This is a genomic window from Citricoccus sp. NR2 (assembly GCF_027594385.1).
Taxonomy (GTDB): Bacteria; Actinomycetota; Actinomycetes; order Actinomycetales; family Micrococcaceae; genus CmP2.
Genome location: NZ_CP115154.1, coordinates 2,862,322 through 2,883,852, shown reverse-complemented (window position 1 = coordinate 2,883,852; position 21,531 = coordinate 2,862,322). Strand labels below are relative to the sequence as shown.

The 21,531-nt window shown below is 62.5% G+C and carries 27 protein-coding genes and 1 tRNA gene; 11 read left to right on the top strand and 17 right to left on the bottom strand.

The genetic code is table 11. The features are described 5' to 3' along the window. Positions 1–6: 6 nt before the first annotated feature. The 12 genes from O1A05_RS13595 to O1A05_RS13540 all read right to left on the bottom strand — a co-directional run bounded on the left by O1A05_RS13595 (position 7) and on the right by O1A05_RS13540 (position 10,294). Positions 7–1,473, bottom strand: coding sequence for a conjugal transfer protein TraC (locus O1A05_RS13595; protein WP_270105753.1), 1,467 nt, complete (start codon positions 1,471–1,473; stop codon positions 7–9). A 115-nt stretch (positions 1,474–1,588) separates the two neighbouring features. Further along, positions 1,589–3,193: a PrgI family protein gene (locus tag O1A05_RS13590; RefSeq protein ID WP_270105752.1), complete on the bottom strand. Its 1,605-nt coding sequence runs from the start codon at positions 3,191–3,193 to the stop codon at positions 1,589–1,591. Between the two features lie 41 nt (positions 3,194–3,234). Continuing rightward, positions 3,235–4,254, bottom strand: a complete 1,020-nt coding sequence (locus tag O1A05_RS13585) for a hypothetical protein (protein ID WP_270105751.1) — start codon at positions 4,252–4,254, stop codon at positions 3,235–3,237. 44 nt (positions 4,255–4,298) lie between these two features. Continuing rightward, positions 4,299–4,595, bottom strand: coding sequence for a hypothetical protein (locus O1A05_RS13580; protein ID WP_270105750.1), 297 nt, complete (start codon positions 4,593–4,595; stop codon positions 4,299–4,301). A gap of 102 nt (positions 4,596–4,697) precedes the next feature. Then, positions 4,698–5,306 (bottom strand): hypothetical protein, encoded by a 609-nt coding sequence (locus O1A05_RS13575; protein ID WP_270105749.1) that lies wholly within the window; start codon positions 5,304–5,306, stop codon positions 4,698–4,700. Positions 5,307–5,388: 82 nt separating this feature from the next. Then, on the bottom strand, positions 5,389–5,697 hold the full coding sequence (locus O1A05_RS13570; RefSeq protein ID WP_270105748.1) for a hypothetical protein: 309 nt from the start codon (positions 5,695–5,697) through the stop codon (positions 5,389–5,391). Further along, entirely contained in the window at positions 5,694–6,584 is an 891-nt protein-coding gene (locus tag O1A05_RS13565; protein ID WP_270105747.1) for a sigma-70 family RNA polymerase sigma factor, read from the bottom strand. Before O1A05_RS13565 ends, O1A05_RS13570 begins: the two co-directional genes overlap by 4 nt. A 28-nt stretch (positions 6,585–6,612) precedes the next feature. After that, positions 6,613–7,737: a helix-turn-helix domain-containing protein gene (locus O1A05_RS13560; RefSeq protein ID WP_270105746.1), complete on the bottom strand. Its 1,125-nt coding sequence runs from the start codon at positions 7,735–7,737 to the stop codon at positions 6,613–6,615. After that, on the bottom strand, positions 7,734–7,886 hold the full coding sequence (locus O1A05_RS13555; protein ID WP_270105744.1) for a hypothetical protein: 153 nt from the start codon (positions 7,884–7,886) through the stop codon (positions 7,734–7,736). The genes O1A05_RS13560 and O1A05_RS13555 overlap by 4 nt, the downstream gene beginning before the upstream one ends. 79 nt (positions 7,887–7,965) lie before the next feature. Then, positions 7,966–9,126, bottom strand: a complete 1,161-nt coding sequence (locus tag O1A05_RS13550; RefSeq protein WP_270105743.1) for a DUF2637 domain-containing protein — start codon at positions 9,124–9,126, stop codon at positions 7,966–7,968. Beyond that, on the bottom strand, positions 9,126–9,557 hold the full coding sequence (locus tag O1A05_RS13545) for a hypothetical protein (protein WP_270105742.1): 432 nt from the start codon (positions 9,555–9,557) through the stop codon (positions 9,126–9,128). The genes O1A05_RS13550 and O1A05_RS13545 overlap by 1 nt, the downstream gene beginning before the upstream one ends. A gap of 482 nt (positions 9,558–10,039) precedes the next feature. Further along, entirely contained in the window at positions 10,040–10,294 is a 255-nt protein-coding gene (locus O1A05_RS13540; RefSeq protein WP_270105741.1) for a helix-turn-helix domain-containing protein, read from the bottom strand. Between the two features lie 111 nt (positions 10,295–10,405). On the opposite strand from O1A05_RS13540, the gene O1A05_RS15795 reads away from it, so the two are divergent. Next, complete coding sequence (locus tag O1A05_RS15795) at positions 10,406–10,732, top strand: helix-turn-helix domain-containing protein (protein ID WP_442867695.1); 327 nt, start codon at positions 10,406–10,408, stop codon at positions 10,730–10,732. Here the strand turns inward: O1A05_RS15795 and O1A05_RS13535 are convergent. Further along, a tRNA-Asn gene (locus O1A05_RS13535) sits at positions 10,694–10,766 on the bottom strand. The two genes, O1A05_RS15795 and O1A05_RS13535, sit on opposite strands and share 39 nt — an antisense overlap. A gap of 445 nt (positions 10,767–11,211) precedes the next feature. Continuing rightward, positions 11,212–11,370 (bottom strand): hypothetical protein, encoded by a 159-nt coding sequence (locus tag O1A05_RS13530; RefSeq protein ID WP_270105740.1) that lies wholly within the window; start codon positions 11,368–11,370, stop codon positions 11,212–11,214. A 403-nt stretch (positions 11,371–11,773) separates the two neighbouring features. Here O1A05_RS13530 and O1A05_RS13525 point away from each other — a divergent pair, with 403 nt between their 5' ends. The 3 genes from O1A05_RS13525 to O1A05_RS13515 all read left to right on the top strand — a co-directional run bounded on the left by O1A05_RS13525 (position 11,774) and on the right by O1A05_RS13515 (position 12,964). Then, a complete protein-coding gene (locus O1A05_RS13525; protein ID WP_270105739.1) occupies positions 11,774–11,971 on the top strand; it encodes a hypothetical protein in 198 nt (65 codons plus the stop codon). A gap of 67 nt (positions 11,972–12,038) precedes the next feature. After that, positions 12,039–12,209, top strand: coding sequence for a hypothetical protein (locus tag O1A05_RS13520; RefSeq protein WP_270105738.1), 171 nt, complete (start codon positions 12,039–12,041; stop codon positions 12,207–12,209). 116 nt (positions 12,210–12,325) lie between these two features. Beyond that, on the top strand, positions 12,326–12,964 hold the full coding sequence (locus O1A05_RS13515; RefSeq protein ID WP_270105737.1) for an RraA family protein: 639 nt from the start codon (positions 12,326–12,328) through the stop codon (positions 12,962–12,964). Here O1A05_RS13515 and O1A05_RS13510 read toward each other — a convergent pair. Beyond that, a complete protein-coding gene (locus O1A05_RS13510; RefSeq protein ID WP_270105736.1) occupies positions 12,945–13,607 on the bottom strand; it encodes a TetR/AcrR family transcriptional regulator in 663 nt (220 codons plus the stop codon). The two genes, O1A05_RS13515 and O1A05_RS13510, sit on opposite strands and share 20 nt — an antisense overlap. A gap of 106 nt (positions 13,608–13,713) precedes the next feature. Here O1A05_RS13510 and O1A05_RS13505 point away from each other — a divergent pair, with 106 nt between their 5' ends. The 7 genes from O1A05_RS13505 to O1A05_RS13480 all read left to right on the top strand — a co-directional run bounded on the left by O1A05_RS13505 (position 13,714) and on the right by O1A05_RS13480 (position 18,601). Then, entirely contained in the window at positions 13,714–14,256 is a 543-nt protein-coding gene (locus tag O1A05_RS13505; protein WP_270105735.1) for a thiamine pyrophosphate-binding protein, read from the top strand. A gap of 2 nt (positions 14,257–14,258) precedes the next feature. Then, positions 14,259–14,855, top strand: a complete 597-nt coding sequence (locus tag O1A05_RS13500) for a thiamine pyrophosphate-dependent enzyme (RefSeq protein ID WP_270105734.1) — start codon at positions 14,259–14,261, stop codon at positions 14,853–14,855. Positions 14,856–14,899: 44 nt separating this feature from the next. Next, a complete protein-coding gene (locus O1A05_RS13495) occupies positions 14,900–15,184 on the top strand; it encodes a hypothetical protein (protein WP_270105733.1) in 285 nt (94 codons plus the stop codon). Between the two features lie 134 nt (positions 15,185–15,318). Further along, complete coding sequence (locus O1A05_RS15790) at positions 15,319–15,582, top strand: YdcF family protein (RefSeq protein WP_442867640.1); 264 nt, start codon at positions 15,319–15,321, stop codon at positions 15,580–15,582. Positions 15,583–15,719: 137 nt separating this feature from the next. Beyond that, on the top strand, positions 15,720–16,214 hold the full coding sequence (locus O1A05_RS13490) for a hypothetical protein (protein ID WP_270105732.1): 495 nt from the start codon (positions 15,720–15,722) through the stop codon (positions 16,212–16,214). A 21-nt stretch (positions 16,215–16,235) separates the two neighbouring features. Then, the gene (locus O1A05_RS13485) at positions 16,236–17,828 is read left to right on the top strand and encodes a sensor histidine kinase (protein ID WP_270105731.1); all 1,593 of its coding nucleotides are present in this window, start codon (positions 16,236–16,238) and stop codon (positions 17,826–17,828) included. Next, complete coding sequence (locus tag O1A05_RS13480) at positions 17,825–18,601, top strand: response regulator transcription factor (protein WP_270105730.1); 777 nt, start codon at positions 17,825–17,827, stop codon at positions 18,599–18,601. Before O1A05_RS13485 ends, O1A05_RS13480 begins: the two co-directional genes overlap by 4 nt. On the opposite strand, the gene O1A05_RS13475 is transcribed toward O1A05_RS13480, so the two are convergent. Next, the gene (locus tag O1A05_RS13475; RefSeq protein ID WP_270105729.1) at positions 18,586–20,343 is read right to left on the bottom strand and encodes an ABC transporter transmembrane domain-containing protein; all 1,758 of its coding nucleotides are present in this window, start codon (positions 20,341–20,343) and stop codon (positions 18,586–18,588) included. The genes O1A05_RS13480 and O1A05_RS13475 overlap by 16 nt on opposite strands. Beyond that, entirely contained in the window at positions 20,343–21,524 is a 1,182-nt protein-coding gene (locus O1A05_RS13470; RefSeq protein WP_270105728.1) for a DUF1611 domain-containing protein, read from the bottom strand. Before O1A05_RS13470 ends, O1A05_RS13475 begins: the two co-directional genes overlap by 1 nt. Positions 21,525–21,531 lie beyond the last annotated feature (7 nt).

Sequence of the window (21,531 nt, the reverse complement as noted above, 5' to 3'; positions counted from 1 at the left end):
TTTCCCTCAGCCCCGTGCCTGCCGGGCCAGCATCATCGAGTCGACTGTGATGTCGAGGGTGCGCATCCGCTCGTCGGTGTCGAACAACGGCGCCTCGGCCCGGGACCGGTCATTGGCGACCTCGAAACTCGAATCACGCAGCCGCCACAGCCCCACACCTTTATCAAGGGACTTAATGAGCGACCGTTCCCGGTCAGAGAGATCGAGTTCCTCCATGGTGACTTTCAACGCGGAAGCGTCCTGACGGTAGATGACCTTCACATCAGAATCTGCCAGCAGAGACCTCGCCATGGCAGCCATCCGGGATTTCTGATCCCCGGCCATGTCCAGGTCACTGATCTTGTGCATCACCAAAATGTTGAACAACCCATAGGCTCGCGCCAGTTTCCAGGACTCAACCATCCGCTGCAGGTCAGCCTCCGACGAGATGTTGTCCCATCCTTCTTCATAGATCACCAGCCGCTGACCGTAGTCACTGTTGGTCACCATCGCCTCGGTCCAGGCACCCGCACACGCATTCACCACGCGCACCGCTTCGGGACTAGCCCCAGCCAGCGCGGAAGAATCGATAGAAACTGCCGGGGCGTTCGGGTCGAACGTCACCGTGGATTCCCCATCAAACATTCCCGCCAGGTCCCCGCTGGTGATCCGGTGCAGCGTCAACTCGAGGTGGCCGGCGGCTTTGCGGACCTCGTCCTTATGCTCGTTTTCACTGGCCTGCGCTAACTCGTGGATCACATCAGGGATCACCACTTCCCGACCCCGCAGGCCAGCGCCCTCTACAGCCCGGTCCAATCCCAGAGACAGTGCGTAGCGTTGTTCTGAATCCATGTCGTGGTTGCCGATCAGGATCTTCACTAGCGTGCCAAGAATCGCCATGCGACGGGTGCGCACGATCATCGCCCACTCGTCATCACCCATCGGTTCCCCTTTCGGGTTTCGTCCCGGGCGGTGACCTTCATCCAACGGGTTCAACCGGTTCCTCGCCCCGGGCCCGACTTGAATTACCACCCCGCCCAGTGCGCGGATGACTCTCGTCCACTCGCCCTTCTTATCTGAGGGCACCGCAAGTTTCCGTCCGATCAGGACCTGGCGCACGGCCAAAGACTTCGCCAACGTCGACTTTCCTGTACCGATCTGACCGAAGAGCATCATCGACATGCCCGAGATGACACCGCGCTTGTAGAGTTCCCACGGGTCGAATGTGAATGCGCCACCGCCGTTGAGGTCACGGCCGATGTACACCCCTTCAGGGCCCAGCGAAGGACCCGCGACGTAGGGGTATGCTGTCGCGGCCGTGTGTGCGGTCGTCGGGATTCCCCTGACGACCAACGGTCGAGTCCCGCGCAGAGATTTCGGGCGAGCCTCGCCTCCGGACGACCAGGCCTGCTTCGGCAGCCCAAACTCGTCATCGTTGGCGTCTGCCTTTTTCGCTTCAGCCCGCTGCTTCAGGGCCGTGCGCGTCTGCTTCACCAACTCACGTCGGGCTGCACGAGTATTCTCCGTGAACCCGAAACTTGTCGTGGTCTGATGCTTCGTGCTTCGCATTCGGATCCACACCTACTTTCTGACTCTTCGTGGGCTCGGTTTAGCGTTTGATCCATCCGAACGGCAGACCAGCGGCGAGCATGCCCGATCCTTGTTCGGCGTAGAGGACACGCAATTCGCAGCTGGCTTGAACCGCCCGGCCCAGAAGATCGGCACAGTTCGCTTCCAACTCGAGCTCGTCTTTACCGGTTACCACCACAAACGCGGCAATATCCAACGGGGCATGCCCGTCGACGAGCTCGGCTTCTTCTGCCTCGATGTCGTCCCATTCCCGCTGGTGTTCCAGCGAGGGAGGACGATCCATTTTTGTCAGCAGCCGGTCCGAGGTCGTCCATGTCGCTTTGCGGCCGCCCACTCGGGCCTTGGCCTTCCTCAAATCACCAGGAAGGTAATACACGGACACCGTGTGGCGGAACTCTCCGGAGAAGACGAAAGCGTCGAGGAACCCCAACCGGGCCTGCCGCTGAGGGAACTCAGAGACCTTATACACCCGGTGCAGATAACCATCCGTGGCCAAGTGATCCACGAACACGTCCAACGCCATAGGTCCCGCTTGCGCCGGGGAGGCCCCGACCCAGGAGGCGGAGCGTTCAGAAATCATGACCGAAGAATCTGGGTCGAACGCCGAACGTGAAAGCCCTGCTAACGAACGCGGGGAGTGCCAGGAAACGACCTGGGTTCCAGACGGTGGTAGCACTCCTTCAATGGTGGACATCAGCTTCAGCGCGATCTCCATGAATCCAGAGAGCCCTCCACCCAGGACTTTGATACGTTTCCCGAGTTTCTCCTTCGATAGCACCACGGTCAGCCACATCTCGTGGACCGGCATGTCCTGGGCTTCAGTCATCAAGTCCTCTAACCCGGCGTGCAAGAACGGGTCGACCTCAGCACCGGCCTTCCCTCCCGAAGTCAAGGTATCTTCAACACGGGACTCATAGAACCGCTGGATCCTGGACCCAGAAATCAGGGTGGTCTGATCACTGCACTGCATCCGCAACACCCCAGGGAGATTAGCGACCGCGGTCAGCCCATCTCGCCAGTGCCCGGTGCGTTCTTCTTGGGAATCAAAGGATTCCAACGCGAACCCCTTCGAGGTCATGATCTTCGCCGACACCAGGCCCTCACCGGTGCGCGGGTCGTAGCAGAAACCAGCACCGCCAGGCAGCTCATAGGCCAGGAGCTCTCCGGCTTCACCTGGTAGTTGGAAACGCCAACCCCGACCAGGAAGAATCCGGCCTTTCTTGTCACGACGCTGCGCGTCCTCCACCTCGTCCGAAGGGGATAGCACGCCAGCGGAAGGTGCACCGGCCTCATCGAAGGAGTCTGGCTGCACATAGGAGAGTTGCCCTCGTGCGCCTTGGGCACCATGACGGATCAGGGCCACGAGCCAATCCGCGACCGGGACGCCCTGTACTTTCAAGAGCGCCAGCGCTCCCGCGATCAATACGACGATCACGGCCATAATCAATCCGGTCGGAGCGCCACCGGCGACGATGAACACCATTCCCAGCCCTAAACCAGTTCCAGCGATAATCACTTGGCGCAGGTTCAGCCCCATCACCACCCCGGAGGATTGCTCTTTAGCGAAATGTGCCCCATCCCATTCCGAAGCCTCTGCGGCGGGGGTCTGTGTGTGCTGCGCCATCGTTTAGGTCCTTCCTGCGTGTTGTTGTGCTGACTGTGATCTCAGCGTTTGATAGCTGCTCGCGTCATACTCGTAGCGCGCCGTGCACTTCCCGCGACCGCACGGTTTCCTTGCCTGGCTGCGGATCGTCCCATCCCGGCAGCTGCTCGTTCCATCGGGTCCGATGCGCCGCCAGTGGCGAAGGCGATGAAGGTCAGCATCACGATCGGCATCGCCGCCGCGATCAGTACCAGCACGATCCCTGCCGCGAGCTGAGTCCAGTCATTGCCTATAGCCGAGGCGACGAGTCCGAACTTCACGATGATCGCCGCCACAGGTTTGGCTATCAGTAGCGCTACGATCACGGACACCCACCGGGTGGCAACTGCTTTCGCAGGCTCAAGTGCCAGTGAATAGATCGCCACAGGGCCGAAGGTCAACAGAATGAGAATCGCGACCAGCCGGAAGATCATCATCAGCTGCAAGATCAGGCCCACCACGAAAATGATGGACATCGCGATTAAGGGGACGATGATCTGGCCTGGTTCGCCTCGATTCGCGGCCATTTCCCAGAGCATGAAGTTCTCATCCATGATGATTTCGCCCGAGGACGGGTCGTAGAAGAGCCCGAACAGCGCCAGGATTCCACCGGCCGCGGAGGTTTCATCATCTCCACCAATTTCGAGTATCCATTGGGTCATTTGATCGGTGGCGATCATCAGCATCCACCCGATCCCGGTGGTGATGTAGACGGTGGGCACCGACACGAGGGCCACGAGGAAGGCTCGGACCACGCCTTCAACAGAGGACCGGAACAGTGACCAGATCACCTGGATGGCAACGAAGATGACCAGGAGAGGGATCATCGCGATAACGACGACGTTGAGCATGCCTGGGTGATCGATCACTGTCTGAGCGCCGTCGACGTCGACGATGATCGTGCCACCCACCAGCACTGCCCACCACTCGGCTGTGACAGCACCGGCTTCAAAGGAGCTACGCAGGAATTCCCAGGCAGCCAACGCCAGCCCGACGATGCCGTCGTTCATGAAGTCGCGCAGCCAGTCCGACCCGAAATTCATGTCATCACCTCCTCACGTTCGATTCCTCAAGACACCCGTGCCGATCAAATGAGCGGCAATCCTGCCGCCCACCCCACCAGGCCACCGATCGCGCCGACGATCCCGGCCGCGAGCAGTCCCCAGAGAATGATGCTGATACCGGCGTCTTGACCTCGCCCAGACGATCCCAGCTTGCTGGCGATCCACACGACGGCACCGACCACGAGAACGATCACGAGCACCACCAGGGCCGTACCTCCAGCCCAGCCAGCGATACTTCCCAAGAAACCCATCCACGGAGCATTGAACGTGGGGGAGATGCTCTCCGGGGTTACCGATGCCACTACCGACGTGAGTTGCATTGCTTTGTTCCTTTCGTACTGACCGACAACCCGGTGTTGCCGGATCCTTTGGGCTGACCACCAACAGCGATGATCAGAAGTCATCTAGGACTCGCCGCGGCCTCAACGCACTTCCACGGTTTGGGAACCGCTGCCTTGAACAACGACCGACACCTCGGTCCCGGCAGCGGCGCGGAGGTTGTTCTGGGAGCAATCGTTGCCTTGCGGATACCAACTAATGGACTGGATGACACCGGGGCCGAAGCCTGGGATTCCGGTCACCCCATCTCGGGCTCCCAGATCGAACTCGTTGAATGCTTCATCGCCTGCGATCTGGTAGAGCGCATCTTCACGGTCCTCTGGGGTCGCGCCGTCTGTTGCTCCCCAGGTTTTGGTGACGCGATCGGTGCAGCTCGTCAACGCGGCTTCGCGCTCGATCACGATCTCGCGGGGCTGAGCGGCTTCCGGCATCAGCTCGGAGGTGCCCATGCTGGTGCTGAACTGGATCACTCCACCCACGCTGCCCAGCACGACAGCACCGGTCAGTGACACCCACAGGGTGTTCATGCCTCGGGTAGCCGCTGAAGATGACTGCTTTGCTTTCCCACCGATCCACACCACGACACCGATCGCGCCGCCAGCCACCAAGATCAGCAGAGCCGATCCCAGAAAGTACCGGGCGACGAGATTGATCTGTGACAGGCCACTGAGATCAGAGAGTCCATCCAACATCGCGAAAGTCCTTACCGCACCCGGATCCCGGGCGCTTTGTTCGATTCGTGACCAGTTCGCGGCTAGCAGCCCATCGGGTGTGTCAGCTGACTAGTGTCACCGCGACCACACCCCACCCCAGGATCACGGCCACCGCTGCCGCGCCGACCAGGACCCGCCCGCTCACCGTCCGGGCCCAGCTGGGCAGCCGGTTCTCGACCCTCTCGGGCAGAGGCGCGTCAATCGTGTGAGCCGCCCAGGAGTTCTTCTTGGTGCTGAACCAGCCCCTGACGCGTGTCCGCCACTTTGGTTTCGACGCCATCACGTACTGCACCGGGGCGTCATATCCGCTCATGGTCTCCTCCCACAGCGGGGTTTGCTGGCTGTGATTGATCTGGTGGTCGTCGTTCATGGCTTCTTCCCATCGGCTGTTTGGGCGGCGGTTTTCTGGTGGTTGAATACGGTGGCCGCGACGCGCAGCAGGTGCTGCGTCTGGGCCAGGTACTGGCGGGACGTATTGAAGCTGAATCCGGTCACCGCCATCACATCCGCAGGGGTGACGTTGCCCAGCTGGCCACCGGCTCGTGCCACTAACAGCCCGATCTGTCCCGCCCAGTTCCCCGACTCTTCGCCCTGTGGCAGGCACTCGATGAGGTGCCGCATGGTGGCCGGCCGGTCCTGCCGAACGGCTTCCTGGGCCTTCACCACGACCTGGCAGCACCGCACCAACTCCCGGCGTGCCTGACGGAGCCGGTCCATCGACACCCCCAGCGCGCGGGACGCCAGCTCCACATCGTCACCGAAGACCATCAGCAGTGATAATCCTCGGGCCGTGGATTCGCGATTGATGATCACCTGATTCACCACGGACAGGATCTCGATGAGGGTTTGCCTGGTTTCCAGGCTCATCATCGTCTCTTCCGCGTGATCGTCTTGCGTGATCGAGAGCATCGAAGCCACCCGGGAGGTAGATTCCTGTTCTGCCCGGTGCTGGACATCGAGGTCCCGAGATCGGGAACGCAGCACATCAATCGCGCGACGTTTCGCGATCACAACCACCCAAGCGTGCAAGCTCGATCCCTTGGCCGGGTCGAACGAGCCTCGTGCCCGCCACGCCGATTCCCAGGTGGCCTGCAGCACGTCTTCAACATCGCCTTCTCGCCGCTGATCACCCAGGGCGTTCACCACGGCTGGGCGGGTGCGTTGAATCGCTTCGGCGAGCACCTGACCATCCAACGGCTCCGTCACTGCATTCTTCCCCGGCATTGAGTCATGGTGGGTCGTGTCTTGGTAGTTCATCCCCGCATTCCTTTCCTCGACCCCCGGCTCAGGCGTTTACGCCTCGCACCGAGCGCGCCCAGTCCCTGAACCGCTCGGGAAGCCGGTCGATCTGGTCCTCGGTGAGGTCGTCCACGTGAAGAAACTTCTGCCCGGTCTTTGCCTCTCCCCGGCACGCCGGGCAATTCGTGAGGTTGTAGCCGGAGCCCCAGTGATCGGGGTTCGTGCACGGCACGGCATCGGTGTGTACCACCGGCTCCGTGACCGGCACGGAAGGACCGGACCCCTGAGCGGTGTCGGGCTGAGACGGGGTCAGGGTGGCTCGTGCTTCAGCGACCAGCCCGACACGGTCGGTCTCAACGGCGCGGGCCACGTAGCGGGCCGGGGCTTTGACGACGGTGGTCGCTCGGTCCAGGACCACGTTGACCACCCGGGCGGCTAAAACGTGATCGTCGGTGTCGACCCCGAGTTGTTCAGCGAGGGTGGTGAGGTCCACTCCTCGATGAAAGATCCGATCATCATCGTCATCATCGATCCGCTCAACCGGTCCCGGTGCCTGGTGAGCTCGTTCGTCGACAGATGATGATTCATGAGGGTTAATCCGCGCGCGTTCCTTATAGTGCCCAAAACGCGAATCTGCGTTTAGGTCATACGCGATTCTGCGTTTAGGTGACCTAACCGCAGATTCTGCGTGTCCTTCATTCTCGCGGTGCGCAGATTTTGCATGTGGCTTGTTTGTGCGGTACGCAAATTCTGCGTTTAGGTTGTTCTCACGGTGCGCAGATTCTGCATGTCGCTCGTTCTCGCGATACGCAGTTTCTGCGTTCGGATTGTTTTCGCTGGCCTGCGTCTCAGTAGTGGCGTCCTCTTCGGCGGCCTCGGACAGGGAGAACAGGGCTTCTTCTTGCAGGTAGTAGCGCATCCCGATCCGGCCACCGCCAGTCCCGTGGCGGCTTTCGACTCGTAATAGTCCCAGTGTCTTCAGCCGCCCGATCTGCGTGTTGATGGTGCGCAGTGACTGATTCGTATCCCTGGCAAGGGAGCTCTGGGACGGCCAGCACGACCATGCCTCATCAGCCATGTCGGCCAGTTGCCACAACACAAGGATCTCCGGTGCCCGCAGCACACCGGTGCCCCCGACCTGACGGGCCCAATTGATGGCCTGAATACTCATTGGTCCTCACCTTCTTGTGTGATCACGTACCCGACACCGGAGAGCACCATCGCGTGGTCGGGAGCATTCATCCTGGATCCGGGAAGCTGCATGAAATCCGTCACCCCGTGCTGGTACCCATCCAAGGGCGGGACGAGCCGGTAGATCACTGCGCATCCTGCACCCGGGCGAGGAACCGCCCGGACCGGAGTCGCGGTCCACTGCCGCTCATTCCCGTGAGTCGTGGGATCACTGGTTGCTGGCTTGCGCATCCTGGATCTCTCCGTCGTTGTTGTCATGGTTCTCACCAGGTGTCTCGAATAGCTCCGGCTGGTCAGTGCGCAGCTTTTGCAACCACCGCCGCCCCGTACGGTCGGAGACTTCGAACTGTTCCGCGATCATCTCCGCTGTTACTTCCACCCCGTTCTGGGTGTGTTCACGGATGAACTCGGTGGCCGCATCGGGTCCCGTGGCCCGCCCAGAACCACCACTTGGCTTGTGCTCATGGGTGGTTTGTTGGTGGTGGTCATTGACCAGGTGTAGTCCCTGTCCAGTGAGCCTGGATTGGGGCTTCGTCTCGGGCTCAGTTACGGCCTTCACTTCCAGTTCTCGTCGTGCCCGGACCTTCTCCAGCTCGGTGGCGTGACGTTCCCGTTCCAGCTCCCGGGCTCGGTCTTCTTCCTCGCGTTCCCACTGCATCTGTCGCGCCAGTTGGGCCTGTTCGAATTCCAGGCGCTGCCGTAGCTGGGCCTGTTCAACCTGGGCTTGATCCATCAGGGACTGCTGGTGCATCTCGGCACGCCGTGAGGCGGGATCTTCCACCGCAACCCGAGACAGCTGCTCGGTAGCCACGAAAATCGCCACGGGCACCATGCCCGCGATGATCGCCCCGACGAAGCCTTGCCAGGATTGTTCATGGGTATGGCTCCACGCGTGCGCGGCGTTAGCGAATACGCTGAGCGTGGTGAAGATCCCCAACGCCGCCCAGGACGGCCACGTGCGTTCCCCGCGGGCTTTGTGCACGAGCACGGATGCTGCGTAAACGAGGATCGCCAAGTCAATGAACACCGGTACCGCCCACCACATAAACGGGGGCAGTCCCAACCATTCCGCGACCTCGTAGAGAGCGGCGAAACTGATTGCGAACGCCACCACCCCCGCAATGACGACACCGGCCACGACGAAGCGGATAAAGCGCCCATCATCGGGGTTGACCCTCTTCGCGCCGCGTGCAGCCGAGTGAGGGTGCGTGGTAGTGTCTGAGCCGGAAACAGTGATCCCCGCAAAGATTCCTGTCTTTCCACTGGTGTCCCACGATTCGTCACTGCTTCGTGGGGCACCTTCTTGTTCCAGGACTTCGGCGTCTTCAATCAGGCCGTCGTTCGCCAGGGTGTCGTGCTGGTGCGTCATTACTTCTGTCCTTCCAGAGCGTTGAGAATCCGCCCGAGGTCATCAATCGCGTCCTGCAAGTTCGTGGTCATCTCCGTCAGGGAATGACCAGCGGTTTTCTGCTCCGTGAGTGGGGCTTCCATGGACCGGACGACGTAGGAGAGGGTGCGGACCCCGCGGGACACATCGAAGGCCAGTGCTTCGATCCGTTCGCCACTGACTACGGCTTGCCCGGTAACGGGGGAGACCAGCGCGGACATTTTTGAGGCGAGTTTGATCGTCATTGGCAGCGCGGCAGACCCCGTGCCGTGGAACTCGCGGATAGCTCGCTCGACCTGCTCTCGGTCGTGATCAGCGAGCTGGTCGATGTCCAATGGTGCGACACCGAGATCAGCGGCCGGCATGTCCAGCACGTCATCCACCGAGACCTGACCCGGCAGTGGCTCAATCACTTCTTCTTCGAACGATCCATGGTTCTCGTCGACCGGCTGGGCCTTACGCTTCGGCTGGGTTGAGGGCCGGTGCTTTCCATCTTGTCCGAGGATGGTTTTGGGCTGTTGCGTGGACGCTCCTCCAACTGTCCCATTTGGGACAGTTGACTCATGAATTTCACGGTGTACCGTGTTTTTGCTGAGCTGTGTTGCTGATGCGATTGAACGGACACTCATCCCGGCTTCGCGAAGAGAACGGACAACTTCTTGGCGCTCTTCCAGAGGCGGACGCAAGTACAGATTCCCAAACTCGCGGTGCACGTACTCATCCCACGATGAGAAACCAAGCGACACCCAAGCCCGGCCGCGGTAAGCAGCTTTAATCAGGTGGAAGACGCCCTCCAACCCGGTTCGAATCTGGTCCGTCAGCTCACGGGCTGCTTCAGGCGTAAGCTGTTGTGCTGCCGTAGGGTCGTTGGATTCGATCACCAAGGTCCCCATGGTCAGCTCACCGCCAGATCATCGGTTTGATCGGCCTGCCACTCTTCCTCCACGCCGTGCAGGAGGGCATCAACGCTAACGTCCAAGGCGTGGGCAAGTATAAGAAGTTCATGAATCCGAAAGGGCGTCCGTCCTTTCAAACGCCCTGCAAAGGACGCCTGTGGTAGCCCAAGAAGCCGACCGGCTTCGGTCTGACTCATCTCATTCTTGGAAAGCTCTGCGACGATATTTGCTCTTAGCTGGCGAATGTAGCTCATGGCTCTACCGTAATTGCTCAGCAAATATCTCCGCAAGGCTCTATATCGCGTGTTGCGCGGAATTATCGGTTCAGGCTGTTTTTTCTCGCTTCAGGACGATAGGCTGGTCGCATGACAGATCTTGTTCCAGACGTGCATTCGACAGCAACTATTACCGCTGCTCGGGAGGTCAAGGCGTGGATGGCTCGCCTGGGCTATCGGCAGGCTGATATTGCTCAGCTTCTAGGCATTGCCCAGGGGCAGGTGTCGGCTCGCTTGCGAGGGAGGATTCAGTTCACTCTCGAGCAGCTCATGATCATCGCGGCGGAGTTTGAGATCTCTCTCGGGGACTTGCTCGGCGAACGCATCATTAATGAGAAACGCCCCCGCCCCGCTAAGCGGGACGAGGGCTTTCAGGAGCTCCCCCGGCTGGACTCGAACCAGCAACCCTTCGATTAACAGTCGAATGCTCTGCCAATTGAGCTACGGGGGAAAGCAACGGATAAGACTCTACCACCGGTTCTCCGGATATGTGAAATCGGCGTGATTGCTTTCGCTGCGCGGCAGATTTGGTCCGCGAGGCGTCGACTTGCCTGCATGAGAATCGTCTGGTGATTGCTGATGGCGACGGCGTCAATCGTGCCGTCATGGGCAACGAGATTGATGGAGGCAATGACGTCTCCCTCCACCGATCGGACCGGTGCGGTAATCCTCACGGTGCCACGGTGCCACGGTGCCACGGTGGCGCTCTGACTGGCTCACGAAGTATCCGGTGTCCCGCGCGGACTGTAAATCCGCGCGCAGTGTGTCGGCCGTCTGGACGCGTCCGTCCGCAAGACCGAAGGGTTCGTATGAGCCCGGGAGACACTCCTGGTCGTCTTCGGGAGCATGCGCAAGGAGCACTTTTCCGCCGCCGAGGAACAGGCTCAGCAATTGACCTACGGGACCTGGTAGCTCAGGGGGCTGGGTGACTCGCAACGGGCGATCAAAACGCGTTCATCGCCGGTGCGGACGAACACCGACGACGTCAGTCCGGTGTGGTGGGTGATGTCGCTCAAAATGCTGGGTGCAATCAGGGCGAGCCGATCCTGAACCACGAAGGTGTGTGACAGGGGAAGTACTCGTGGGCCTAGCGTGTATCCCGTGGAATGGACGCTAGGTAGTCTCTCGCGACGAAGCCACGCACTCGAGCAGGTCTAGTGCTCGATCAAGCGTGCGACCTTGATTGCCAGCGGCTTCGACCCTGGGTGCCTTTCGGTGTGTGGAGGCGTGAAATCACTGGGCGTTTGAGTGTGTTCCCGTTCGTTTTCTCAGAGTCCTCGACGAGGCAAGGACGCGCCCAAGAACTGCTGAATCGTGCTTGACAGCTGGTGTGAGCATCCACGCAATGATCCGAGTCACTCTATTGAGTGATAGAAAACTTCATACCGCCACGCTCAGCGCTGTGGGCTAAGTGTCTCTCTTCACCCTCGTGGCGCCGGAGTTGATCCACTGCTCGCCGTGATCGCAATTCTGGTCTTCGCCTCGACCGAAGGTGCCTCTCCTCCGACCAAGGGGTCGATCTTCGTTGCCGGCGGTATTACCGAGGCGCGACCTGAAAATACATTCATACCACTCGTGGTCTACTACGTGCTTCCGTTCTTTGTGCTCGGCGTGCTCATTGCGCTGGGAATCGCACTGTACCGATGGAATGACTGAGATGAAAACTGCCTCGAAAAAAGTGCTTCTGCCCCTGTGCACTGTCGCTATCGTGGCGTTCCTACTCATGGCTTTTGCCATCGTGCTGACGCAACTCGCCGGACTATTGCTGGGACAGGGTGTCTGGATCGACCGCGCTTATGAGGTGTTCGCGCAACCGAGCATTATCTCGGCCATTTCGGTCGGGATACTGGGGTATGCCTACTACAACACGGTGGAGAAGGAGTCGACCGTGTAGGGCAAGACTGAATCACTGACCACCTCGCGGAGCCTCAGCTGTATCCCGGACCGAGCGGGGCGGGTAGTCTAATCAGAGTGACATTCTGACACTCAACTACCACTTAAGGAATTGCCATGTTCATGGATCTTGATGCCTCCTCGATTCGGGTTGCAGCATTTGATCGGACCGCGGACTTGGGGCAGGTGGAGCAGCTGGCGAAATTTCCCGTTGCTCTCATCGGCGATACGCGTGGGCGCATGGGGATGATGGATCCGCGGATCCGTCCGATCACTCCGAAGCCGCTCATGTTCGGTTCGATTCTTCCGGTGTGGTGTCGCGAGGGGGATAACTTGGCTGTGCATCGAGCTCTTGAAGAGATCCGACCCGGAGACGTCATGGTCATCAACGCCATGGGGGAGGTGACTCGAGCCATTATCGGCGCCTTGATCGCCGAAGCTGCGGTGATCCATGGACTGGCGGGATTGGTGGTGGACGGCTCCATTCGAGACGCCGAGGAGCTGGCGGAGCTCGGGCTGCCCGTGTATGCGCGAGGCGTCAGTCCCGCCGGGCCGTACAAGAGCGGGCCCGGAACCGTGGGGGAATCGGTGGCCTGCGGTTCGTTGGTATGTCGCGGTGGGGACGTGATTATCGGTGACGCTGACGGTCTGATCGTGCTCCCGCCCAGTGAGGTCGCTGGTGCCCTGACCGCGGCGTCGGCACAGCAAGACTACGAGGAGAAGATGAAGACTCGATTCAGGTCACAGGGTTCCTGATGCCTTCGAGAGCGGCCTGGTAGAGCGTACTGAAGTGCTGGACTAGCTGGCGGTCGCTCAGCCCAGTGGCGGTGCGCAAATCGAGAATCTCCCGCGAGTTCACCAGGGTATTGAATAGGGTGAGTGCGCTGGGAAATTGGGACGGTGAGATCTCCCGTTCCGCGAGCATGCCGCGAAGGGCCTCGCCCCACACTTGAGCGATGGCTAAGGTGTGCGCCTCACCCTGGAGATACCGTGTCAAAAAGCCTTCCCGGGAGCGCACGATGACCATGGCCCGTCCATAGTGCGACACAATACGCACCCAGTGCTGCAGGATCTCTTCAAACCGGGCGGTGCCTGTGCTGGTGAGCAGGGACGTTTCCTCCTGCAAGCGACGGATGACCGAGAGCATAAATTCGCGGTGGAGATGATCCATCGTCGGGAAATACCGGTACGCGGTGGTCAAGGACAGGCTGGCGCGCTCGGCCACGGCGGGCATGAGGGCCCCTTCTGGATCAGAGATGAGTAGCTCACCGACGGCGCGTACCAGCTCCGCCTTGTTGCGTAATGCGTCCTGCCTCACCGCTCGCTGCCGTCGGGGTGTCACGGAGGCTCTGGGCTGCTGGGATGGGGTGCCGGTGGTGCGCGGGTGCTCTGCGGTCATGGTCACGTCCAGAGGAGATCGGTGCGGTGGGGGAGAGAAGTCTTCCGCTTCGAGTGTACTGATGTTTATGATGTGGTTGTTAACTTCCAGATAGAGGAGAATGCGGATGGCTGAGACGAGCTACGCCGAAGCGGTCGCGAGAGGTGTGTGGAGGTCCGGAGCTGACCTGGTGGGCTATGTGCCTTCGGTGACGGTGGCTCCGGTGATCGATTCACTGGTGGAAGCCGACGGCGGCGCCGCTGGTTCGTCGCCGCGAGTTACTCCGCTCTCGCGGGAAGAAGAAGCGGTCGGTCTGGTCGGTGCTTTGCCTCTGGCCGGTCAGTTCGGTGCGGTCGTGATGCAGGACAACGGATTCGGCAACGCACTCACCGCGCTGACGACCTTCAGCGTCTCCTACCATCTGCCACTGCTGATCGTGGCGAACACCCGCGGCAGCTTGGGAGAGTACAACTCGATGATCCACTCCGTCAGCCAGCCCGTGCCTGCCTGGTTGGAAGCGGCCGGCATTCATACCCTGCACTTAGACCGCCGGTCCGGCGTCGAAGACTGGGAAGACGTGATTGCCGAGGCGGGTGTGCACGCGCGCATGACGTTCCGGCCCGTGGTCGTCTTGGCATCGTTCTGGAATACCGATGGGAAGGTGGCTTGATCATGAAGCGGATCGAAGCGCTGCGCATCATCAACGACCTCACCCCGGACCTGCCGGTGGTGCTGACCTGTGCGGCCACCAGCCGTGAGATGGCATCGGTAGAGGACCGAGGCAACCATTTCCCGGTGTTGGACTCGATGGGTCTGGTGGGCTCCATTGCCACCGGCCTGTCCTGGGCCGTGCGCGATACGGACGTGGCCAAGGTCGTGGCAGTCGAAGGAGACGGCTCCCTGCTGATGAATCCCAATGTGCTGCCCACCGGTGGATTCCTGGCTCCAGAGAAGTTGCTTCTCATCGTGCTCGACAACCAGGTGTACGGGTCGACAGCCGGTCTGCCCACCTATGCTTCCCGTCTGGATCTGGGGGCCCTGGCCGAGGCCGCCGGCTGGCGAGTCGGCCGCGCCGTGGATGGCGAAGGACTGAAGACTGAGTTCACTCAGCTGCTCTCCGAGCCGGGCCCGGCGCTGCTGCACGTGCGGATTGAGCCGGGTAACGCGGCGAACATCCCGAAGCTGCTGGTGGATCCGGTCGCCATCACGGACCGCTTCACTCGGTGGCTGACAAACCGCCTCGAGGGTGCCCGCACTTCTAGCGCATAGGCTACAAAGCAAGGTCGGCTGATGAAGTCGGTGAAGGAGGCGGGATGCCCGTCATCATCGTGAGCGTCGTGGTCACGATCGTCGGGCTGCTCATCGCCGCTGTCAGGCTCTGGCGAACCGTCACGGACCCCCGAGGTTTCGAGGTCTATGGCGTGATCGTGCTGGGGCTGGTGCTCGCGGGTGCGGGGATCAGCGCGTGGCGGTATCGCGTGGGTGATCCGGTACCGTTCATGGTGCTGGTCGGCATCGCTCTCGGAGTGCTGCTGTTGTTCAACCTGCTCGGCTCTTCTGGCCGGAATCGGGCTCATTTTGCTTCCTGGAACTCATAACCGGCTGGCTCCGCTAGAGCGGTCCGGGCTGCCCCTTGGTACATCATCGGCTATGGCGTGCATACGTTCGCGGTCTTGGTGGTGGCCTATGTCTCTGCAGCGTCGAGATTCAGCGGTTATTCACTCCGGCACCCGTGCTCATTCCGAGCGGCGGGCAGGGTGCGGATGAACCACGCAGTGAGGGCGAGGCGATGGCCGAGTCCTTGCGAGACGAACTTGGTGTGCCTGAGACGCAGACACAGCCCCCAACGGAATCACGCACCACCCGAGAAAATCTCATCTACTCCCGCGCGCTGTTGGCCTCGGAACATAACCCGATCACGGTGGTGACCAGCAGTTACCAAGTGTTCCGAGCGCGATCCTTCGCGAATTTGCGGCGGTTTTGCACGACGACTTGAAAGTGCATGCCCTGGCAGTGCTTGCCGTCCTGATCGTGTCCGTCACCATGGCGGTGGTGCTGGGTCCGGCGATGGCGTGGTCACCGTGATGCGCCCGCTCTCATCCAGGTCTCATTGAGGTCCGGCACACTGAGGCCATGAGTCGAAATTCTGCCGTTTCTCGGGCCTTTCCGTGGGTGAGCATTGCCAGCGTGGTAGCGGTGATCGTCGCCGCCGTGGTGATCATCGTGACGCTGTCGACCGCCAGCCCGGGCACCGTGGACCTGGGCCCCTCGGTCTCGGTGAGTGACGAGCCCACGGACACGGGAAACCAGCCGTCGTCGATGGCCAGTGAGTCGGAATCCGAATCCGCCTCCGCCACGGAATCAGCATCCGAGACCGCGTCGTCCTCGGCCAGTGCCTCCGCCTCGAAGACGGCCACGACTCCTGCCGCCACCACCAGTGCCGCCCCACCTCCGGCCACCAAGGCGCCGTCCGCGCCGCGCGCCGTGCCCGAACCGGCGCCGTCTCGTGCCCAGACGCAAACCTGGGATGACGATGATGATGACGACTGGGACGATGACGACTGGGATGATGACGATGATGATGACGACTGGGACGATGACGACTGGGATGATGACGATGACGACTGACGCGCTCGCTAAGGTGGGGGTGTGAGCGCAACTTCCACTCGACGATCGACCAGCGCCTGGGGTCGGTTCACCGTGCGCACCCGCGTGGTGATTACCCTCGTGGTGCTCACCGTGGCCGCATTGACCGTGACCGGCCTCATCTCCTACGGTCTGCAACGCACCGACTATCAGCAGCGCATTGATGACTCGCTCACGCGTACGGTCGACGAGGTGCGCATCCTCGCCCAAGAGGGGGTGGACCCGGGCACCGGTGAGCCGTTCGTGGAGTCGGACCAGATGGTGTACGTGGCCATGCTGCGGCACCTCCCCCGCGCCACGGAAGGCATGCTCGGCATGAACTCCTCGGGCGTCGTGTGGACAGCTAACTCCTCGGTGCCGTTGCGCCTCGAGGACGACCGCGAACTGGTAGCCCAGCTGATGAACCGCGTGGGCCCGGACTCCCGCGCCGAAGTGGTGCTCGAAACGATCACTACCTCCACCACGGACTATCGTGTGGCGATCATTCCCATCTCCTTCCCCGACGACGCAGAGCCCTCGGTCATGGTGGTGGCGGAGGACCAACGCGCTGCATTGCGCGCACTGGACAACACGTTCCTCACCTACGCTGCCACCGGACTCGGGGTGATGATCGTCGCCGGACTCATCGGATCTCTGGTGGTGGGGCGGCTGCTGGCTCCGCTGCGGGTGCTGCAGTCGACGACGGCCGAAATCTCTGGAGATGAGGATCTCGACCGCCGGGTGCCGATCGGTGGTGGTGATGATGTTGCCCGACTGGCCGAAGACTTCAACGCCATGCTGGACCGGCTCTCCAGCAGCTTCGCCTCGCAGCGGCAGTTGCTCGACGACGTCGGGCATGAGCTGCGCACTCCGATCACCATCGTGCAGGGTAATCTGGAGCTGATGGATCCCAACGATCCGGCCGATGTAGCGCAGGTCCGCGATATCTCCCTTGACGAGCTCGACCGGGTCACCCGCCTCACCGAGGACCTGGTGACCCTGGCCAAATCGAATCGGCCCGACTTCGTCACCCCGCGCCCGCTGGACGTGGCCACCCTCACCTATGCCGTCGTCGAGAAAGCCGAGCGACTGGGCCCGCGCGCCTGGATGGTGGAATCGGTGGCCGAGGTCGTCCACGAGCTCGATGAGCAGCGCATCACCCAGGCCTGGCTGCAGCTGGCCAACAACGCCGTCAAATACTCCGAGCCTGACACCGAGGTGTGGATCGGCTCGCGGGTGGAGAATATCGGCGGACCGGTGCACGTCGTCGCCGACTCTCCGGAGGTCACCCTGCCCGGACAAGCCCCCGCACCCACCCCGGCCAACGGGCGCTGGCTGAGTCTCTGGGTGACCGACCGCGGAATCGGGGTGACCGCCGAGGACGCCCAGCGCATCTTCGAGCGCTTCGGCCGCGGCGGAAACTCCTCGCGTGCCGAAGGCTCCGGGCTGGGCCTGAACATCGTGGTGGAGATCGCCCGCGCCCACGGCGGCACCGTCTCGGTGCGCTCCACGCCCGGCACCGGCTCCACCTTCATCATGCATCTGCCCCTGACCGACCAGCAGTCTCATCTCGATTCGCCCCCCGGACCGACCGCCATCACAGGAGGACACCCGTGACCGCCCAGCGCATTCTGATCATCGAGGACGAACACCGCATCAGCGACTTCGTGTCGAAGGGACTGATGGCCGAGGGGTTCGAGCCGACCGTGGTGTCCACCGGAGCCGACGGCGTCCGGGAGGTCTACGATCCGCGCTCCGGTGAGGGATATCAGCTGGTCATCCTCGATCTCGGGCTGCCTGACATCGATGGGTTCGAGGTGCTCAAGAAGATCCGGGCACGCTTCCCGCAGCTGCCGGTCATCATCCTCACCGCGCGCACCTCGGGCGCAGATACCGTCACCGGGCTCACCTCCGGGGCGGACGACTACGTGCCCAAGCCGTTCCGCTTCCCCGAGCTGGTGGCCCGGATCCGGCTGCGGCTCAAGGCGCACGAGGGCATGGGTGACGACGACTCGGCCTCGGGTGCTGGTGGTTCCTGGTCTCACGGGAGCAACAGCAATGGCGGTACCGCTCAGGACGCGGAGACCTTGCGCCACGCGGATCTGGTGATCGATCCGGTGCGCCATCTCGTGACCCTGGACGAGACGGTCGTGGAGCTCTCCCCGCGCGAGTTCACCCTGGCCGAGACGTTCTTGCGCCACCCCGGACAAGCACTCACCCGCGACCAGCTGCTGTCGCGGGTGTGGGGAGACGACTTCGAGGGCAGCTCCAATGTCGTCGACGTGTATGTGCGGTACCTGCGCACCAAACTCGGTGCCTCACGCTTCTCCACCGTGCGTGGTATTGGCTACCGGTTGGTGGAGGAACGGAACTATCAACCCGAGGCGTGAAGCACCGGCAGTTCTGCGGTGACCGGTTCGGCGTCAACGTCCCAGAGCACTGCACCAGCCTCGGCACGGCGGCTGTACCGCAACAGGGCCTGCGGGTTCGACGACGACACCAGCACCACCCCGGGGTGGCGGTCGATGAGACCGGCCAGCTGGCGCAGCCCATCGGTGTTCAGATCCTGGTCCACCTCGTCCAGCACCACCAGCGGGGGCTGGCCTAAAAATGCCCGAGCCACTTTCAATCGTGCTACCTGCTGCGCCGTCCAGGGGGCACCGTCGTTCTTCAACCGGCGCCCCAGATCCCGCGGATGATCCTCCACGGTCTCGAGCAGACCCATCCGATCCAGCATCCACCGGATCTCGCCATCACTGGCCTCCGGGGTGCGATAGGCGGCCAGTCGGCGCACCGAACCCCGCTCCAGCGGCAGGTGGCGGGCGGCCACGCCCACCAGATGGCGGCGCTCACGCAGCGGAGCCAACGGGTACTCCGCCCCGGCAATGCGCACTGTGGCCGGAGAGTCCTCCGCGGCCATCAACATCGCATCCAGGGCCTGACGACGACGCAGCGGGTCCGTGGCCTGCAGCTGCACCACCGAGCCGGGGGCCGCATGCAAAGCAGACAGCCGAACGCGAGTGTCCCGGTGCGCAATGGTGGCCCCCACGACGTCGACGCCGGCGGGAGTGTTGCCGGGCTGTGCCTCGGCTTCGGCAGCGACCTCTTCCCATCGGCGCTCGCGTTCGGCTTCGGCTGCTGTCAGCTCCTGCGCTTGATGCAACACCGGGGCGATCACCCGACGCGCGGCCCGGAAGTTCTGCCGGTACTCAACCACCTGACCCAGATCAGTCAGCGGGGTGGACATGACACCCAGCAGGGTCATCACGGAAGCCACCGAGGCGGTATCGATCCAACCGAAGGTGGACAGCAACACCACGGCCACGGTGCTCAGTGAGGCTGCCGTCACCGTCAGCGCCCGGATCAGACCGGTTACATAGGAGCGCTGCACGGCAGCATCCACCACCTTGCGGGAGTCGCGGTCCACGGCGTTGAGCTCGCGACGCACCGCGCCGGCCAGGATCACCGAGTCGCCGGCTTTCACCGCGTCGGCGATGCGCGCGGACATCCGCCCGCGCATCCGGCGCACGGTGCGGGCCCGCTCGCGAGCCATCCGTGCCAGCCAGGGCAGCAGGGCGGCCATCAACAGCAGTGGCAGGGCCACCGCGGCGGCGATCACCAGATGAGAGAAAGTCAGCGCCCCCAGCACCACCAGGATCAGCGGAAGCCCGGTGAGCAGCGGGACCAGCCCGCGAGAGATCCAGGTGCGCACCGCGGTGAGGTCGTTGGAGGCCCGGGTGACGATCACGCCTAGCGAGCGGTTCCCGGCACCCCCGAAAGCCGCGGTCACCAGACGACGTCGCTGCTCGAACACGTAGTCCTGCCCCAGTTCCTCGGCCACGATGCGCTCGATCCAGCGGATGATGCCGATACCGAGCACCGAACCGACGAGACCCGCCACCAGCATCCAGGTCGGCAGGGCGTGGGCGGGATCGGTGCCAGGCTCCGCGGAGGCCGCCGAGAGCAGCGTCTCCACGAGCAATGCCATCGCCAGTCCTGCCACCGCCTGTGCCACACCGCAGCCGACCAACTGCAACAGCAGCAGGCGACGACGCCCCTTCCAGACCCGCGGCATGGCGGGGTCACGGGAGTCATTCGAGCGGGTGGAAGGGTGCGTGGTGACAGCCATCATCAGGCCTGTTCGTTCAGCAGCAGCCGGGTGGCCACCTCGGGGTCAGTCAGTTCCATGGTGTTGATGACCGGCACACCGGCACTGGAGAGCACCTGGCCGGCCTCGCGGGTGGCCAGCGGCGACGACGTCATCACACCGGAAGCAGCAGCCACGGAGAGCCCGACGTTCTGCAGTGCCTGCACACCCGCCTGGGCACCCAGTGCGTCCGAAGCGGTGAAGACCACCTGGTCGACGACCTCGTGGAACAGGGGGTCACGCAGCAGGGCAGCGGTTTCCTCCTGGTAGACACCATCGGCGATCTCCACGATCACCACGTCCATGGACCCGGAAGCGCTGTCGGCCAGGCGGTCGATCAGGTTCACGGTGAGGCTGCGAACCTCGGGCATCGAGGTCTTGAAGGTGGTGGGGTAGCCGAAATCGGTGAAGTCCAGCACCTTCTGCGCCCCGGCGTCGTGGTAGCGCATGGGATCATTACCGGCCCCGGTCCCGGTGATCTTGCCCGCGGCGACCCGACGATCCGAGGCGGTAAGACCGTTCACCAGGCAGGCGGCCGCCGTGGACTTCCCGGAGTTCATCGAGGTGCCCAGGACCGCGATCACCTCGGGCCGCGAGACGCGCAGGCGCTCCAGTGCGGCGGCGTCGTCGAAGTGCAATGGGGCTGAACGCGCCACGTTGACCACACCGTGCTCATCGGCCAGCAGACCCAGCGGCTCGATCAGCGTGGGCTCTTCCATATCGGCGTGGGATTCGGTGACCAGTCCGGCAATTCCACCGGCGGCGACCAGGTGGCAGGGCTGCAGCGAGTCCGGCACGTGTGCCAGGAACTGGTCGGCGGCGTATCGGTGACCGTAGGCCAGCATGATGATCGAGTTCTCGAACAGGATGGCTTTACGTGACTCCGTGGTCTCCACGCGCTTGTGGTTACCGATCTCGACCACGCGGGCCACCACGACGTCGCCGGTCATCGGCCGCATCCCATTGCCGGAGAGCAGATGGAAGGCATCGGGGCGGGCCGCCAGATCAGCCGCGGCGAAGCGGGTGGTGTAGGAACCCTGGACCCGGGCCGGCACCGGCTGGCGGACGATCGACAGCTGGTTCAGCGGGGAAGCCGAGCGGAGCACTTCCTCGGCGCTCAGTGGGGCGGGGAGGGAAGCGATGGAGGAAGTCAGAGAAGCAGTCATGGCGGAT

Excerpts from the sequence above, each read along its gene's own strand:
- O1A05_RS13590 (WP_270105752.1), bottom strand. The coding sequence starts at position 3,193 with ATGGCGCAGCACACACAGACCCCCGCCGCAGAGGCTTCGGAATGGGAT.
- O1A05_RS13585 (WP_270105751.1), bottom strand. The coding sequence starts at position 4,254 with ATGAATTTCGGGTCGGACTGGCTGCGCGACTTCATGAACGACGGCATC.
- O1A05_RS13580 (WP_270105750.1), bottom strand. The coding sequence starts at position 4,595 with ATGCAACTCACGTCGGTAGTGGCATCGGTAACCCCGGAGAGCATCTCC.
- O1A05_RS13575 (WP_270105749.1), bottom strand. The coding sequence starts at position 5,306 with ATGTTGGATGGACTCTCTGATCTCAGTGGCCTGTCACAGATCAATCTC.
- O1A05_RS13570 (WP_270105748.1), bottom strand. The coding sequence starts at position 5,697 with ATGAACGACGACCACCAGATCAATCACAGCCAGCAAACCCCGCTGTGG.
- O1A05_RS13565 (WP_270105747.1), bottom strand. The coding sequence starts at position 6,584 with ATGAACTACCAAGACACGACCCACCATGACTCAATGCCGGGGAAGAAT.
- O1A05_RS13560 (WP_270105746.1), bottom strand. The coding sequence starts at position 7,737 with ATGAGTATTCAGGCCATCAATTGGGCCCGTCAGGTCGGGGGCACCGGT.
- O1A05_RS13550 (WP_270105743.1), bottom strand. The coding sequence starts at position 9,126 with ATGACGCACCAGCACGACACCCTGGCGAACGACGGCCTGATTGAAGAC.
- O1A05_RS13540 (WP_270105741.1), bottom strand. The coding sequence starts at position 10,294 with ATGAGCTACATTCGCCAGCTAAGAGCAAATATCGTCGCAGAGCTTTCC.
- O1A05_RS15795 (WP_442867695.1), top strand. The coding sequence starts at position 10,406 with ATGACAGATCTTGTTCCAGACGTGCATTCGACAGCAACTATTACCGCT.
- O1A05_RS13520 (WP_270105738.1), top strand. The coding sequence starts at position 12,039 with ATGGCTTTTGCCATCGTGCTGACGCAACTCGCCGGACTATTGCTGGGA.
- O1A05_RS13515 (WP_270105737.1), top strand. The coding sequence starts at position 12,326 with ATGTTCATGGATCTTGATGCCTCCTCGATTCGGGTTGCAGCATTTGAT.
- O1A05_RS13510 (WP_270105736.1), bottom strand. The coding sequence starts at position 13,607 with ATGACCGCAGAGCACCCGCGCACCACCGGCACCCCATCCCAGCAGCCC.
- O1A05_RS13505 (WP_270105735.1), top strand. The coding sequence starts at position 13,714 with ATGGCTGAGACGAGCTACGCCGAAGCGGTCGCGAGAGGTGTGTGGAGG.
- O1A05_RS13500 (WP_270105734.1), top strand. The coding sequence starts at position 14,259 with ATGAAGCGGATCGAAGCGCTGCGCATCATCAACGACCTCACCCCGGAC.
- O1A05_RS13495 (WP_270105733.1), top strand. The coding sequence starts at position 14,900 with ATGCCCGTCATCATCGTGAGCGTCGTGGTCACGATCGTCGGGCTGCTC.
- O1A05_RS13490 (WP_270105732.1), top strand. The coding sequence starts at position 15,720 with ATGAGTCGAAATTCTGCCGTTTCTCGGGCCTTTCCGTGGGTGAGCATT.
- O1A05_RS13475 (WP_270105729.1), bottom strand. The coding sequence starts at position 20,343 with ATGATGGCTGTCACCACGCACCCTTCCACCCGCTCGAATGACTCCCGT.
- O1A05_RS13470 (WP_270105728.1), bottom strand. The coding sequence starts at position 21,524 with ATGACTGCTTCTCTGACTTCCTCCATCGCTTCCCTCCCCGCCCCACTG.